This window comes from Amycolatopsis rubida (assembly GCF_900115345.1).
Lineage (GTDB): Bacteria > Actinomycetota > Actinomycetes > Mycobacteriales > Pseudonocardiaceae > Amycolatopsis > Amycolatopsis rubida.
In genome coordinates this window covers 196055-210619 of the sequence record NZ_FOWC01000015.1, presented here as the reverse complement: position 1 = coordinate 210619, position 14565 = coordinate 196055, and the positions used below count along the sequence as shown (strand labels likewise).

General features: G+C 70.3%; 13 protein-coding genes. 1 reads left to right on the top strand and 12 read right to left on the bottom strand.

Features of this window, described 5'->3' with window-relative positions:
* Window positions 1–190: 190 nt before the first annotated feature.
* From tyrS to BM362_RS38060, 12 genes are all read right to left on the bottom strand, one after another.
* The gene (gene tyrS, locus BM362_RS38115) at window positions 191–1465 is read right to left on the bottom strand and encodes a tyrosine--tRNA ligase (protein ID WP_067582242.1); all 1275 of its coding nucleotides are present in this window, start codon (window positions 1463–1465) and stop codon (window positions 191–193) included.
* Between the two features lie 32 nt (window positions 1466–1497).
* Entirely contained in the window at window positions 1498–2133 is a 636-nt protein-coding gene (locus BM362_RS38110) for a DNA-3-methyladenine glycosylase (RefSeq protein ID WP_067582239.1), read from the bottom strand.
* A 44-nt stretch (window positions 2134–2177) separates the two neighbouring features.
* On the bottom strand, window positions 2178–3593 hold the full coding sequence (argH, locus tag BM362_RS38105) for an argininosuccinate lyase (protein WP_067582235.1): 1416 nt from the start codon (window positions 3591–3593) through the stop codon (window positions 2178–2180).
* Window positions 3594–3617: 24 nt separating this feature from the next.
* Window positions 3618–4616, bottom strand: a complete 999-nt coding sequence (locus BM362_RS38100) for an argininosuccinate synthase domain-containing protein (protein WP_067582232.1) — start codon at window positions 4614–4616, stop codon at window positions 3618–3620.
* Complete coding sequence (locus BM362_RS38095; protein WP_093576442.1) at window positions 4613–5113, bottom strand: arginine repressor; 501 nt, start codon at window positions 5111–5113, stop codon at window positions 4613–4615. The genes BM362_RS38100 and BM362_RS38095 overlap by 4 nt, the downstream gene beginning before the upstream one ends.
* Window positions 5110–6036: an ornithine carbamoyltransferase gene (gene argF / locus BM362_RS38090; protein WP_067582226.1), complete on the bottom strand. Its 927-nt coding sequence runs from the start codon at window positions 6034–6036 to the stop codon at window positions 5110–5112. The genes BM362_RS38095 and argF overlap by 4 nt, the downstream gene beginning before the upstream one ends.
* Window positions 6036–7241, bottom strand: a complete 1206-nt coding sequence (locus BM362_RS38085) for an acetylornithine transaminase (protein WP_093576441.1) — start codon at window positions 7239–7241, stop codon at window positions 6036–6038. Before BM362_RS38085 ends, argF begins: the two co-directional genes overlap by 1 nt.
* Window positions 7238–8173, bottom strand: coding sequence for an acetylglutamate kinase (gene argB, locus BM362_RS38080; RefSeq protein WP_067582220.1), 936 nt, complete (start codon window positions 8171–8173; stop codon window positions 7238–7240). Before argB ends, BM362_RS38085 begins: the two co-directional genes overlap by 4 nt.
* Window positions 8170–9330: a bifunctional glutamate N-acetyltransferase/amino-acid acetyltransferase ArgJ gene (gene argJ / locus BM362_RS38075; RefSeq protein WP_067582217.1), complete on the bottom strand. Its 1161-nt coding sequence runs from the start codon at window positions 9328–9330 to the stop codon at window positions 8170–8172. Before argJ ends, argB begins: the two co-directional genes overlap by 4 nt.
* Window positions 9327–10355 (bottom strand): N-acetyl-gamma-glutamyl-phosphate reductase, encoded by a 1029-nt coding sequence (gene argC, locus BM362_RS38070; protein WP_067582214.1) that lies wholly within the window; start codon window positions 10353–10355, stop codon window positions 9327–9329. The genes argJ and argC overlap by 4 nt, the downstream gene beginning before the upstream one ends.
* A 1032-nt stretch (window positions 10356–11387) precedes the next feature.
* Window positions 11388–11864, bottom strand: coding sequence for a hypothetical protein (locus BM362_RS38065; protein ID WP_067582211.1), 477 nt, complete (start codon window positions 11862–11864; stop codon window positions 11388–11390).
* Window positions 11865–12058: 194 nt separating this feature from the next.
* Window positions 12059–13660 (bottom strand): alpha/beta hydrolase, encoded by a 1602-nt coding sequence (locus BM362_RS38060; protein WP_093576440.1) that lies wholly within the window; start codon window positions 13658–13660, stop codon window positions 12059–12061.
* Window positions 13661–13790: 130 nt separating this feature from the next.
* Between BM362_RS38060 and BM362_RS38055 the strand changes: the two genes are divergently transcribed.
* Window positions 13791–14480, top strand: coding sequence for a DNA alkylation repair protein (locus tag BM362_RS38055; RefSeq protein ID WP_067582205.1), 690 nt, complete (start codon window positions 13791–13793; stop codon window positions 14478–14480).
* Window positions 14481–14565 lie beyond the last annotated feature (85 nt).

The following is a 14565-nucleotide window of genomic DNA, read 5'->3' as shown; positions in this document are numbered from 1 at the left end:
TCCTAGCAGTTTTTTGGTGGGACACCCACTCAATCACCCCAAAGGCGAGAGCTTGGTTCGTGTCCCGGCGGCCACCCGGTTTCCCTGGCGACTTGAAGAACTTTACACGCCCTCCCAAGGCCCGAAACAGGGGGGTCCCTTAACCGCGTTCCCGCAGGTCGGAGCCCCTGTTTCGGGCCGAGGGCGGAGCTCAGCCCCCGACGCGGACGCCGGCGACCGTGCGCTTGCCCTTGCGGACTACGAGCCAGCGGCCGTGGAGGGCGTCGGAAGCCGAGGGCTTCCACTCCTCGTCGGCGATCTTCACGTTGTTCACGTACGCGCCGCCCTCCTTCACAGTCCGCCGCGCCGCGCCCTTGCTGTCCACCAGTCCCCCGGCGAGCAGCAGGTCGACGATCGTCGCGTCGCCGGCGGGCTCGACCTGGCCGTTCGGGACCTCGGCCATCGCCGCGTCGAGCGTCGGGCCGTCGAGGCCGGTCAGCTCGCCGCGGCCGAACAGGGCCTGGCTCGCCGCGATGACCTGGCGCGTCTGGTCCTCGCCGTGCACCAGGTTCGTGAACTCCTCGGCCAGCCGTTTCTGCGCGGCGCGCAGGTGCGGGCGCTCCTCGGTGTCCTTCGCCAGCGCGTCGATCTCCTCCTGGTCGAGGAAGGTGAACAGGCGCAGGTAGCGGAGCACGTCGGCGTCGCCGACGTTCACGAAGTACTGGTACCAGGCGTAGGGGGAGGTCAGCTCCGGGTCGAGCCACACGTTGCCGCCGCCGGTGGACTTGCCGAACTTGCGGCCCTCGGCGTCGGTGACCAGCGGCGCGGTCAGCGCGTGCGCGGCGCCGCTTTCGACCCGGCGGATCAGGTCCACGCCGCCGACGAGGTTGCCCCACTGGTCCGAGCCGCCGACCTGCAGCTTGCAGCCGTGCTTGCGGTACAGCTCCAGGTAGTCCTGCGACTGCAGCAGCAGGTAGCTGAACTCCGTGTAGGACATGCCGTCGCCCTCGAGCCGGCGCTTGACCGTCTCCCGGTTCAGCATCACGTTCACCGAGAAGTGCTTGCCGACGTCCCGCAGGAATTCCAGCGTGTTCTGCTTCGAGGTCCAGTCGAGGTTGTTCTCGACGATCGCGCCGGTCGGCGAATCGTCGAAATCCACGAACCGCTCCAGCTGCCCGCGGATCCGTCCGGCCCAGTCGGCGACGACGTCCAGGGTGTTCAGCGTGCGCTCGCCGTTGTCGCGCGGGTCGCCGATCATCCCGGTGGCACCGCCCGCCAGCACGATCGGCCGGTGCCCGGCGCGCTGGAACCGCTTGAGCATCAGCAGCGGGACGAGGTTGCCGGCGTGCAGGCTGGGCGCGGTCGGGTCGAAGCCGCAATAGAGCGTGAGCGGGCCGCGGTCGAGTTCTCGGCGCAAGGCGTCGATGTCGGTGGATTGCGCGATCAGGCCGCGCCAGGACAACTCGTCAAGGATGTGCTCACTCACACCTGTAGATGATCCCCCACCTGGTCAAACGACTATCCCGCGGGTCGCACCTGCCGGCGTTTCCCGCCGCGGCGGTAGGTCGAGACGGCTGGTGAGCCGTCGATCCAGAACCGCCACGGCGTGTCCATCGCCATCGCGACGCCGACGCGCGGGCCGGTGCGCACGTTGCCGGCGGGCACGCGCTCGCCGGCACGCAGCCGCACCGGCGACTGGGGATCGGTGAGATCGAGACCGTTCTGCTCGCGGGCGAGACCCAGCACCGAGGTGAGGATGGCCGGGCCTTTGGCGAGTTCGCCGTTGCCGCGCGCGTTCGGCCTCCGCTTCCGCACGATGTCCGCGCCCTCGACGACCTCGCCGGCGCGCAGCAGCACCGCGCCCGGCTGGCCGTCCTCGGTGCCGACGACGTTCGCGCAGAAATGCATGCCGTAGACGAAGTACACGTAGAGGTGCCCGGCCGGACCCCACATCACCGCGTTGCGCGGGGTCTTCCCGCGGTAGCAATGCGAAGCGGGATCGTCGAGCCCGCGATAGGCCTCGACCTCGACGAGCCGCACCCCGACCCGGCCTTCGGGCGCGTCGGCCTCAAGGACGGCGCCGAGCAGCAGCCGAGCCAGGTCGACCGGGTCCAGTGCCAGTTCTTCGCGCCGGAACAACCGGTCCACACGCACTCCCCTCGTCAGGCCGCCAGCCTAACCAGCGGCCCGCCGGCAGATCACTTCAGCCACTGCCGATGCGCCGCGACGCGTTCGACCAGGCGCTCCCGCTGCTCGGCGACCCGGTCCGGCGCGGTGCCGCCGCGAGCGTCGCGCGAACGCACCGAACCTTCGACGGTGAGGACTTCGCGCACCGCCGGGGTGAGCGCCGGGTTGATGGCCTGGAACTCCTCGTCGGTCAGCTCGTCGAGCCCGGCCCCGCGAGCCTCCGCGACCCGCACGCTCTCCCCCGCCGCTTCGTGCGCGACGCGGAACGGCACGCCCTGGCGCACCAGCCATTCGGCGATGTCGGTGGCCAGCGTGAACCCGGCCGGAGCCAATTCGGCGAGCCGGTCGGTGTGGAAGGTGAGCGTGCCGAGCATCCCCGCGATCGCCGGGAAGAGCAGCTCCAGCTGCTCGACCGAGTCGAAGACCGGTTCCTTGTCCTCTTGCAGGTCGCGGTTGTACGCGAGCGGCTGGGCCTTGAGCGTGGCGAGCAAGCCGGTGAGGTTCCCGATCAGCCGTCCGGCCTTGCCGCGGGTCAGCTCCGCGACGTCCGGGTTCTTCTTCTGCGGCATGATCGAGCTGCCGGTGGCCCACGCGTCGTCCAGCGTGACGTAGCCGAACTCGGCGGTGTTCCAGATGATCACCTCTTCGGCGACCCGCGACAGGTTCACCGCGAGCATCGCGACGGCGAACGCGAACTCGGCGACGAAATCGCGCGAGGCGGTGCCGTCGATCGAGTTCTCCACGCTGGTGTCGAAGCCCAGCTCAGTGGCCACCGCTTCCGGGTCGAGACCGAGCGACGAACCCGCCAGCGCGCCCGAACCGTACGGCGATTCCGCGGTGCGGGCGTCCCAGTCGCGCAGGCGGGAGACGTCGCGCAGCAGCGACTGGCCATGGGCCATCAGGTGGTGCGCCAGCAGAACCGGCTGCGCGTGCTGCAGGTGGGTGCGCCCGGGCAGGATCGCGTCCGGGTGCCGGGACGCCTGCGACACCAGCGCGTCGATCACGTCGAGCGTGCCCGCGACCACCCGGCGCGCGGCGTCGCGCAGCCACATGCGGAACAGCGTCGCGACCTGGTCGTTGCGGGAACGGCCTGCCCGGAGCTTGCCGCCCAGTTCGGCACCGGCGCGTTCGAGCAGACCGCGTTCGAGCGCGGTGTGCACGTCCTCGTCGGCGACCGTCGGCGTGAACTCGCCGGACGCGACGTCCTGCGCCAGCGTGTCGAGCGCGTCCAGCATCCCGGCCAGTTCCGCTTCGGTGAGCAGACCCGCCTTGTTCAGCACGCGGGCGTGCGCGCGCGATCCGGCGATGTCGTAGGGCGCCAGGCGCCAGTCGAAGTGGGTCGAGGCGCTCAGGGCCGCCATCGCCTCGGCCGGCCCGCTGGCGAACCGGCCGCCCCACAGCTGCACCGGCTGGTCTTTCCCGCTCACGTTCTGCCTCTCTCGTCCGGCGTCTCAGGACGCCTGGGTGCTCGGATGCTGGGTGTTTCCCAGCGGAGTCTGCCCGGTCGCGCGGCGGTACCGCCGTCCGACCGGGCGAAGCCGCCTCCCGGGGAGGCCGGCGACGGTCGCGCTGCCCGCGTGCAGCACCAGCCGCACCTCGCCGGACACGCGCTCCTGCGCCCGCCGGACGAACGCGTCCAGCGGCTCGCGCAGCGGCGAAAACCACAATCCGTCGTGGACCAGTTCGGCCCACCGGCGGTCGACGCCGCGTTTGAACCTCGCCAGATCACGGTCGAGCATGACTGATTCCAGCTCCTGGTGCGCGGCGATCAGCACCGCCGCGCCCGGTGCGTCGTAACCGTCCGCCAGCTCGAACCGGCCGACCCCGTGCGCTCCGGCCCGGTGGCCGAGCCGCTGCACCGCCTCGGCCACGCTGACCGTCTCGCCGTCGACCGCGACCGGCACGCCCTGCTCGAACGTGACGACGATTTCGTCCGGCATGCCGAGGTTCACCACGGCGTCCTCGGTCCAGCGGTAGCCAGAGCCCGCGGCCCGGCCCCACAAAGTCCGGCTCGTCGACAGTTCCTGCCCGCCTCGAATGCCGAGTTCGACGATCTCGAAATCCGGCGCGAGTGTCGCGATCATGCCGGACAACGCGCCGCCGCCGCCGTGCGCGACGGCCGAGGCGTTCCGGTCCCTCGCGGTCGCGACGAGCGTGCTCGCCAGCAGCGGCCGGGCCAGCGCCTCGACCAGCGGGCACCGGTCGAGGATCAGCGCATTCGCCTGCAGCGCAAGCAAACAGTAGTCATTCGCGAATTCCTCGCGAACGTCCGCGACCACGGTCTCGCTGGCCCCGCCGGCCCTCGCCTGCCTCCGCAGGGCGCACAAATCGACGTCACCCGCACCGAAATCCGCCGCGACAGCGACCACTTCGCCTTGTCCAGCAAGGAGTTCCAGCGCGGCCGAGGAGCCGGGCCCGCCCGGAAAGGCGAGCACGACCCGCCGGGTCACGGCTCGCTTCCTTCCGCCGAACCTTGCGCGAGCGCGGTGAACCGCTCGGCGAGGTCTCCTCCGGTGAGCGGTTCACGCGCGATCACCGCGACTGTGTCGTCGCCCGCGATGGACCCGACGACCTCCTCCAGCGCGGCCCGGTCGATCGCGCTCGCGAGGAACTGCGCGGCGCCCGGCGGCGTGCGCAGCACGGTGAGGTTGCCCGACGAATCCGCCGACACCATCAGTTCGGCGAGCAGCCGGGACAGCCGCGAGGTGCCGCCCTGGACACCGCGCACGGGACTGCCGTCCTCCGGGATGACGTAGACCGGCGCGCCCGAGTCGGCGCCACGCAGCTTGATCGCGCCGAGTTCGTCGAGGTCGCGCGACAGCGTCGCCTGAGTGACCTCGATCCCCTCGGCGGCCAGCAACCGCGCGAGCTCCGTCTGGCTGCGGATGGCCATCGTGGACACCAGTTCGGTGATCCGCGCCTGGCGCCCGACCCGGCTGCTGGTCATCGGCCGTTCTGCCCGAACAGCCAGACCAGCAGCGCCTTCTGCGCGTGCAGCCGGTTCTCCGCCTCGTCCCAGACCGCGCTGGCCGGGCCGTCGAGCACCTCGTCGGTGATCTCCCAGCCGCGGTGCGCGGGCAGGCAGTGCAGCACGATCGCCTCGTCGGCGGCGCGCTTCAGCAACCCGGCGTTGATCTGCAGCGCGCGGAACGGGCCGACCCGGTCGAGACCGTCGTTTTCCTGGCCCATCGACGTCCAGGTGTCGGTGACCAGCACGTCCGAGCCGTCGACGGCCTCGTGCGCGTCGGTGTAGACGGTCGCGCTGCCGCCGGTTTCGGCGCCGCGCTGCTTGGCGTCGAGCATCACCTGCTGATCGGGCTGGAACCCCTCCGGCGACACGACGCGCACGTTCATCCCGGCAGTGGTGCCGCCGAGCAGCAGCGAATGCGCCATGTTGTTGGCGCCGTCGCCAAGGTAGGTGAGCGTGAGGCCGGCGAGCTTGCCCTTGCGCTCGCGGATGGTCATCAGGTCCGTGAGCACCTGGCACGGGTGGAACTCGTCGGTGAGCGCGTTGACGATCGGGATCGACGCTACCGACGCCATCGAGTCGATGCGCTTCTGCGCGAAGGTGCGCCACACGACGGCGTCGACATAGCGGGACAGCACGCGCGAGGTGTCCTCGATGGTCTCCTCGCGGCCGAGCTGCATCGAGCGGCCGTCGACGATCACCGGATGCCCGCCGAGCTGGCTGATGCCGACCTCGAACGAGAACCGGGTGCGGGTGGAGTTCTTCTCGAAGATCGCGGCCACCGTGGCTCCGGCGAGCGCCTTCGTGCCGAGCGGGTCGGCTTTCAGCCGGTCGGCGAGGTCGAGCAGAGCGGTCTGCTCGGCGGGGGTGACGTCGTCGTCGCGGAGGAAGTGGCGAGGCATCAGTCGGATTCCTTCGTGGTGGTGGAGTCGAGCACGCCCGGAAGGGCGGCGAGGAAGCCGTGCGCCTGCTGCTCGTCGAGCACGAGCGGCGGGGCGAGCCGGACGGTGTCGGCGGCGACCGGGTTGACGAGGTATCCCGCCTCCTGCGCGGCCTTCGCGACCGCCGCGGAAACCGGTTTCCGCAACCCGATGCCGAGCAGCAGCCCCGCGCCGCGGACTTCGGACACGAGCGGGTGCCCGAGCGCCTCGGCTCCCGCGGCGAGGTCCTTGCCGAGCGCGGAAACGTGGTCGAGCAGGTCGTCCCGGACGATCGTGCGCAGCACCGCCAGCCCGGCCGCGCAGCACACCGGGTTGCCGCCGAAGGTCGTGCCGTGCTGGCCTGGCTTCAGCAGGTCGCCCGCCGCGCCGACGCCGATCACCGCGCCGAGCGGAAGCCCGCCGCCGAGCCCCTTCGCGAGCGTGACCACGTCCGGCACGATCCCGGCCTGCTGGAAGCCGAACCAGGTCCCGAGCCTGCCGATCCCGGTCTGCACCTCGTCGAGCACGAGCAGCGCACCGGCGGCCTTGGTGATCTCGCGCGCCGCGTGCAGGTAGCCGTCCGGAGCCGGGATCACCCCGGCTTCGCCGAGCACCGGCTCCAGGAAGACAGCGGCGGTCTCGCCGTCCACGGCGGCCCGCAACGCTTCGACGTCACCGTAGGGAACATGCGTGACGCCCGGAACCAGCGGCTCGAACGCCTCGCGCTTCGACGGCTGCCCGGTGAGCGACAGCGCGCCCATGGTGCGGCCGTGGAACGCGCCCTCGGCCGCGACGACCTTGCTGCGGCCGGTGAGCCGGCTGATCTTCAGCGCGGCTTCGTTCGCCTCGGCACCGGAGTTGACGAACAGGACTCTTCCTTGCCCGTTCAGGCCCGCGACGTCGAGAAGGGTTTCGGCGAGTTCGACCGCGACCGGGTTCACGTACAGGTTCGACGTGTGCCCCAGCTTCGAGATCTGCTCGGTGACCGCGCGCACCACCTCGGGGTGGGCGTGGCCGAGAGCATTCACCGCGATGCCGCCGACCAGGTCGACGTACTCGGCGCCGTCCGCGTCCCACACTCGCGCGCCTTCGCCGCGCACCAGGGTCAGGCCGGGGGTTCCGTAGTTGTCCATGACGGCCGACTGCCAGTGCTGCTGGCCGTCCGCATTGGACTTGAGGGTAGTCACTCGTGCTCCGTTCCGGGAGGCGCCGCCTCGGGCAGCACCATGGTGCCGATGCCGCGCGAGGTGAAGACCTCGAGCAGCACCGAATGGGCGAGCCTGCCGTCGATGACGTGGGCGCCGCGCACGCCGCCGCGCACCGCGCGCACACACGCCTCCATCTTCGGGATCATGCCGTTGGCCAAGCCGGGCAGCATGCGTTCGAGACGGTCGACGGGGATCCGGTCGATCAGCGACGACCGGTCCGGCCAGTCGGCGTAAAGGCCTTCGACGTCGGTAAGCACGACGAGCTTCTCCGCGCCGAGCGCCGCGGCGAGCGCGCCCGCGGCGGTGTCGGCGTTGACGTTGTGCACCACGCCGTCGATGTCGGGAGCCACCGTGGACACCACCGGGATGCGCCCGGCGTTCACGATGTCGAGGACCGCGTCCGGGTTCACCGCGGCGACCTCGCCCACGAGGCCGATGTCCACCTGCTCACCGTCCACAGTGGCCTGTTTGCGCTGGGCGGTGAACAGCCGCGCGTCCTCGCCGGAAATGCCGACCGCGTACGGGCCGTGCGCGTTGATCAGGCCGACCAGCTCGCGGCTCACCTGTCCGACCAGCACCATGCGCACGATGTCCATGGTTTCCGGCGTGGTGACGCGCAGCCCGCCCTTGAACTCCCCCGGCACGCCGAGCCGGGAGAGCATCGCGCTGATCTGAGGGCCGCCGCCGTGCACGACCACCGGGTGCAGCCCGGCCAGCCGCAGGAACACCATGTCCTGCGCGAAGGCGGCCTTCAGCTGATCGTCGATCATCGCGTTGCCGCCGTACTTGACCACGACGGTCGCGCCGTTGAACCGCTGCAGCCACGGCAGCGCTTCGATCAGCACCCCGGCCTTCTCGGCCGCGCTGGTGAGCCGTTCGTCGGCAGAGACGAGCCTTCCGGTATCCGTCATGACGAGTACGCGCTGTTCTCTTCGACGTACGCGTGCGAGAGGTCCGTGGTGTAAATCGTCGCCTCGCCTGAGCCGACGCCAAGATCCACGACGACGTCGATGGCCCGCCCGGACAGGTCGGCCGCCGACCGGTCCTCGGCCGTCGTTCCGCCCGCGAACAAGGTGACGCCGTTGATCGCGATCGACACCGTTTCGGGGTCGATCTGCGCAGGTGCGCGGCCGAGCGCCATCGCGATCCGGCCCCAGTTGGGATCGGACCCGAACAAGGCGGTCTTGACCAGGTTGTCCTCGGCGACCGTCCGAGCCACGACGATCGCGTCGGCTTCGGACGCCGCACCCTTCACCGTGACATCGACATCCTTGGTGGCGCCTTCGGAATCAGCCCGCAGTTGCAGCACCAGGTCGTGGCTGACCTTCGTGAGCAGCTCGGTCAGCTCGGCCTCGGTCGGCTCCACGCCGCTCGCACCCGACGCGAGCACGAGCACCGTGTCGTTGGTCGACGTCCCGCCGTCCACGTCGAGCCGATCGAACGTGACGTGCGTGGCGGCGCGCAGCGCACGGTCGAGAGTTTCCTTGTCCGCCACGGCATCCGTGGTCAGCACGGACAGCATCGTCGCCAGGTTCGGCGCGAGCATCCCCGCGCCCTTGGCGAACCCGCCGACGCTCCACCCGGATTCGTGCCGGGCGAACGCCTGCTTCGGCTTGGTGTCGGTGGTCATGACGCCGGTGGCCGCGTTGAGCGCCGCTTCCGGACCGGCGTCCAGCGCCTTGACCGCACTGTCCACACCGGACAGAACGGCGGGCATCGGCAGCCGCTCGCCGATCAGGCCGGTGGAGCACACCGCGACCTCGATCGCCCCGGTGCCCAGCACTTCGGCGACCTTCTCCGCGGTGGCGTGCGTGTCCTGGAACCCGCCCGGCCCGGTGGCCGCGTTCGCCCCGCCCGAGTTGAGCACGACGGCCTTCAGCTTCTGCTGCTTCAGCACTTCCTGCGACCACAGCACCGGCGCGGCTTTGATCACGTTCCGGGTGAACACCCCCGCCGCGACGTCGAGCGGGCCGTCGTTGACGACCAGCGAAAAGTCGAGCGCGCCGGAGGCTTTGATCCCGGCGGCCACGCCCGCGGCGCGGAAACCCTTCGGTCCGGTGACGGTCACGGTGCCACTCCCACGGTGGAAAGTCCGGTGGCCTCGGCGAAACCGAGCGCCAGGTTCATCGACTGGACGGCACCGCCCGCGGTGCCCTTGGTGAGGTTGTCGATCGACGTGACGACGACCAGCCTGCCCGCGTCGGCGTCGATCCCGAGCTGGAGCTGGACGTTGTTCGAGCCGACCGTGGCGGCGGTCGTCGGCCAGGTCCCTTCGGGCAGAACCTGGACGAAGGGCTCAGCGTCGTAAGCCTTCTCGTACACCGCGCGCGCGGCGGCCTCGTCGACGTCGCCCGCGAGCTGAGCACTCGCGGTCGTGAGAATGCCGCGCGGCATCGGCGCGAGCACCGGCGTGAACGACACGGTCACCGGCTTGCCCGCCGCACCGGAGAGGTTCTGCACGAACTCCGGCGTGTGCCGATGGGCCCCAGCGACGCCGTACGCACTCGCGTTGCCCATGACCTCGGACCCGAGCAGGTTCGGTTTCAGGCTCTTGCCCGCACCGGAAGTCCCCGTCACCGACACCACGGTGACCGCCGGCTCGATCAGCCCCGCCGCCAACGCCGGGGCCAACGCCAGCGACCCGCCGGTCGGGAAGCAACCCGGAACCGCGATCCTCTTGGTCCCCACGAGCTTCTCGCGCGCACCAGGCAGCTCGGGCATCCCGTAGGGCCACTGCCCCGCGTGCTCGCCGGAGTACCACCGTCGCCAGTCCCCCGCGTCCGCGAGCCGATGGTCGGCCCCGAGGTCGACCACGAGCACGTCCGGCCCGAGCTGCGCCGCGATCTCGGCCGAGCGGCCGTGCGGCAGAGCGAGGAACACGACGTCGTGGCCCGCGAGCGTCTCCGCGTTCGTCTCAAGCAGCACCCGCCCGGCCAGCGGGACAAGGTGCGGCTGGTGCGTGCCCAGCGTCGTCCCCGCGCTGCTCGCCGCCGTGAGAGCGCCGATCTCGACCTCGGGATGGGTCAGCAGCAGGCGCAGCAGTTCGCCGCCCGCGTACCCGCTGGCACCGGCTACCGCGATCTTCACCGTCATACGAATGATTATGCACGAGCGTGCAAGCTCAAACAAAGAGGGTTTGCTCACCCTGGCCGTCCCCTCCCCAGGACTTCCGTGGATCCCGTGTGTTCTCCAGGCTGTTTCCGGTGCCGCGACAGGCCGGTCAGCCCCGAGCGACGGTGTGCCGATGCGATCCGAGACGGCAGGACTTCCGCCCAGGCACAGGCAACGGCTCCCTGACTCGCGTGAAACGACCGAGCCGCCCGAACAGTCGGACCCGTCAGCCGCGAACTGGCGGCACGGCTTATCCGCTTGTCCGCACGCTCCGCGTGCGAGACGGCCGCACTGGCTGTTCGATGACGAGACAAGCTGCCTACCGGACAAGCACGCCGCCCGCCCGTCCGGCGGTGCCGCCAAACAGGCCGTTCAGCCGCCGGAGCCGGCGAGCCGCCCAGCACAGACCACCCGGCACCGCAGGTCGCCCGGCCCGCCCGGCCACAGCCACGCAGGTCGCCCGGCCCGCCCAGTCACACCCACGCAGGTCGCCCGGCCCGCCCAGCCACAGCCACAGCCACGCGGATCGTTCGACTGCCCGAACCTGCCCCCTCCAAGTCGTCTGACCAGCTCGCAGGCCGTCTGCCCGATACCCGAGCCACCAGTCCACCAGTCCGCCAGTTCCGGGCACGCCGCCCGTCCTGGGACCCAATCCGCAAGTCCCGCGCATACGCCATCAGTTCCGAGTACGCCGCCCGTCCGAGTACGCCGCCCGCCTTGGGTGGTCAAGCAGACTGTGGGGTGCCCACCGACCGCCCTGGAGCCCATGGCCGCGCGGTCCGCGCCCACGCAACTAAGCACGCGCACGCCGCCCGCTCCCGTGGCCAAGCCGCCAGTCCGGCACCCATCACGCGCCCCGAAACCTGTGCCGCAGATCCCGCGCACGCCGCTCGCCAGGAACCCATGCCGCAGATTCCGCGCGCACACCACCAGCCCGGGGGCCCACGCCGTAATCCGGCACGCAGCCACCGCCACGCCGGGCCCGCCTCGGCATGCGAACCCGGCGGGCACTCGTCAGTCCACCCCCTCCTCCGCTTCGCGAAGACTCGGCGGTGTCGGCAGATGATTTCCCGGATGTTCCGGATCGCACCCGACCCTCGGCAGCCGCGCCCGGATCCCACCGGGCGTCCGCGCGAAATGGCGCGCCAGTGCGGTCACCGAATCCCCGGCGAGCCAGCGGGCCTCCAGATCCGCGTCCATCTCGTCGGTCCACGGCCTGCCCTGCTGGGCCGGGCGTCCGCGCGATCTTCGCCGCGAGCCGCCGCCCGCGAAGGTGCGCAGGCTCGTGTCGAGCAGATCCGCGACGGTCGCCACGGATGTCACGTCGAGTTCGAGTCTGCCCTCGACAACGGGTTCGCCGTCCGGCCGTTCGCCGCCGACCGTGACGGTGACTCGCTCCGGTTCGCCGTCCTCGGTGCGGGTGATGACGGCGACCTGGTACTGGACATCTCCTGACCGGACCTCGGTCCGGTGCTCCTGAATGATCGTCATGGCCGCGAAGGTATCCGCGACCCCCGACAATTTTCGATCACTTAACGCGATCGGGTGACTGCGGTCCGAAATTGTCAGACCCCCGTCGTAGCGTCTCCGGCGACCCGAAAAACGACCGAGGGGGATCGGTGGACCAGCGGAAAAGAACAGTGCCCCGGCCTGGCAGACCAGACCGGGGCACCGCGAAGGACGACTCAGAAACGCAGCAGCCCGGCGAGCAGGCTCTGCTTCTCCTCCGCCGCGGCCTTGGCTGCGGCATCAGCCTTCTGCTGCGCGCCGGAGGCGACCGGAGACGGAACCGGCTGCGGAACCGAAGCGCACTGGACGTCGGAGCGGTCGCCTCGCACCCGCTTCGGCAAGGCTCCGGTGGCGAGGTAGTCAGCGACCTTGTCGTCCACGCACGAAACTCCGGAGAGCGATCCGGCGTGCGTCGTCCCGCCAGGCGCGCTGATGAGGCTCGAACGCGGGTAGCGCTTGCGCACTTCGAGGCTGCCCGTGTACGGCGTCGCCGCGTCGAGTTCTTCGCTGATCAGCAGCGCACCGCTCGCCTTCGACCCGTCGATGTCCACCGGCTTGCCCGGCTTCGCGGGCCAGTTCAGGCAGGTCGCGTTGTACCAGGTGTTGCTCCAGGTCTCGAACGGCGCGCGGGTATGGGTGGCCCAGGCGTCGCGGTGCCAGCGGTTCCAGTCCCGCGGCCATTGCGCGTCGGTGCACTGCACCGCGTTGTAAACCGCGTAGCCGTTGTCGTCGCCGGGCGCGTTCGACTTGTCGTACAACGCTTTCAGCGTCTGCCAGTCGCCGCGGTGCACCCATCCGTCGAACGCCTTGGCCATGTCTTCCCAGCCGAACACGTAGTAGCCGGCCTGGAGGAAGACGTCGGTCCACTCGTCGCCGCCGATCACGCCGCCCGCCGGGGCACGGTCGAGCTTCCGCTGCTGCGCGTACCAGAGCTGTTCGACGGCCGAACCGGTCTTGCCGAGGTGGTAGACGTTGTCGTACTTCGCGAGCCAGCCGAAGTAGATCTTGATGTTGCGGTCGAAGGCGACGTCCTGGTCCAGGTTGGCGTCGTACCAGACCTTGCGCGGGTCGACGTTCCCGTCGAGCACCATCCGGCGCATGCGGTCCGGGTACAGCGTGCTGTACACCTGCCCGAGGTAAGTGCCGTACGAGAATCCGTAGTAGTTGATCTGCTTCTGGCCCAGCGCCTTGCGGAGGCTTTCCATGTCCTGCGCGACGTCAGTGGTCTTGATGTGCCCGAGCAGCGGGCCGTTCTTCGCGCAGTCCTCGGCGTAGCCCTTCGTGCGGGCACGCCAGGCGGTCTCCAGCTGCGGGGTCTTCGGCACGTAAGCCGGGCGGACAGGAGCGAAGTAGTTCCCGTCGCACGTGAGCGCCGGTTTGCTGGAGCCGACGCCGCGAGGATCGAAGCCGATCCAGTCGTAGCTGTCTCCCGCGTGCTTCGGAACGTTCCGGCCGAGCACCGAAAGACCGAGCCCGGAGCCTCCTGGCCCGCCCGGGTTCACCAGCAGCACGCCCTGGAACTTCGCGGTCTTGTGCTTCACCCGGGAGACGGCGATCTGCACCGTCTCGCCCGATGGCTGCGCGTAATCCATCGGGGCCGTCAGGAATCCGCATTCGGCTCCCGCCTTGGCGAGACTCGGTGCCGAACACGGTCCCCACTTGATCGGCGGCGGCGCGTAGCCCGGCCCTTCGGGCTGCACCGCGGTGGCGGCGGGTGCGACAGCCAGCATTCCGGCCGCGACAGCGGCGGCGGCCAGCGCGGTGACGATTTTCCTCACAGTGGTCCTTTGCGTCCGACGGCAACCAAGGCTCGTCGAAGCTACCGGCTGCGCGGCAGAATCTCGTTTCCCGACACGAGCCGCGCTGTCCCCCGATCGTCGGGATCCGAGACGATGGAGGTGGTCCTCAATGGATGCGGGCGAAGCATTGATCACCGCGGTGCGGACGGGGCTCGCCGAGCTGGCGGACCCGGTCAAGGCACCGGAAATGCAGGCGTACATGAAGTCCGCCATGCCGTTTCGCGGCGTACCGAAACCGCCGCGCGGCAAGCTCATGAAGACGGTCCTGGCCGAGCATGTTCTGCCCGATCGAGTGACATACGCCGGGACCGTGCTCGCGTTGTGGCGGGAAGCGGAGTACCGCGAGGAGCGGTACGCGGCGATCGATCTCTCCGGGCACCGCGCCTACCGGCAATGGCAGGACCCGGAACTGCTGGAGATGTACGACGAGCTGATCGTCACCGGGGCGTGGTGGGACCACGTCGACGAGGTCGCGATCCGCCGCGTCGGGCCGATCCTGCGCGAGTACCGCGTGGCGGTCACGCCCGTTCTGCGCCGCTGGATGACAGACGCTGATCGCTGGCGCCGGCGGACTGCGGTGATCTGTCAGGTCAGCGCGAAGGGCGAGGTGGACCAGGAGCTGCTCGCCGACGCGATCGAGGCGAACCTCGACGATCGGGATTTCTTTCTGCGCAAGGGAATCGGCTGGGCGCTGCGGGATCATGCTCGCGCCGAGCCGGAGTGGGTCCGCGCGTTCGTCCTCGCGCACCCGGGGCTGTCCCCGCTGTCCGCACGGGAGGCGATGAAGCACCTCAGGTGAAGCGGAACCGTTCGAGGGAAAGGAAAGGAGGGTGCCATGACACCAGCGCTCCCCCGCCCCGGCTGACCGGCCGGTGGCCGGAGCG

Bases quoted from the DNA above. Each gene is read 5' to 3' on its own strand.
- BM362_RS38065 (WP_067582211.1), bottom strand. From the start codon at position 11,864: ATGACGATCATTCAGGAGCACCGGACCGAGGTCCGGTCAGGAGATGTC.
- argC (WP_067582214.1), bottom strand. From the start codon at position 10,355: ATGACGGTGAAGATCGCGGTAGCCGGTGCCAGCGGGTACGCGGGCGGC.
- argF (WP_067582226.1), bottom strand. From the start codon at position 6,036: ATGCCTCGCCACTTCCTCCGCGACGACGACGTCACCCCCGCCGAGCAG.
- BM362_RS38055 (WP_067582205.1), top strand. From the start codon at position 13,791: ATGGATGCGGGCGAAGCATTGATCACCGCGGTGCGGACGGGGCTCGCC.
- BM362_RS38095 (WP_093576442.1), bottom strand. From the start codon at position 5,113: ATGACCAGCAGCCGGGTCGGGCGCCAGGCGCGGATCACCGAACTGGTG.
- argB (WP_067582220.1), bottom strand. From the start codon at position 8,173: ATGACGGATACCGGAAGGCTCGTCTCTGCCGACGAACGGCTCACCAGC.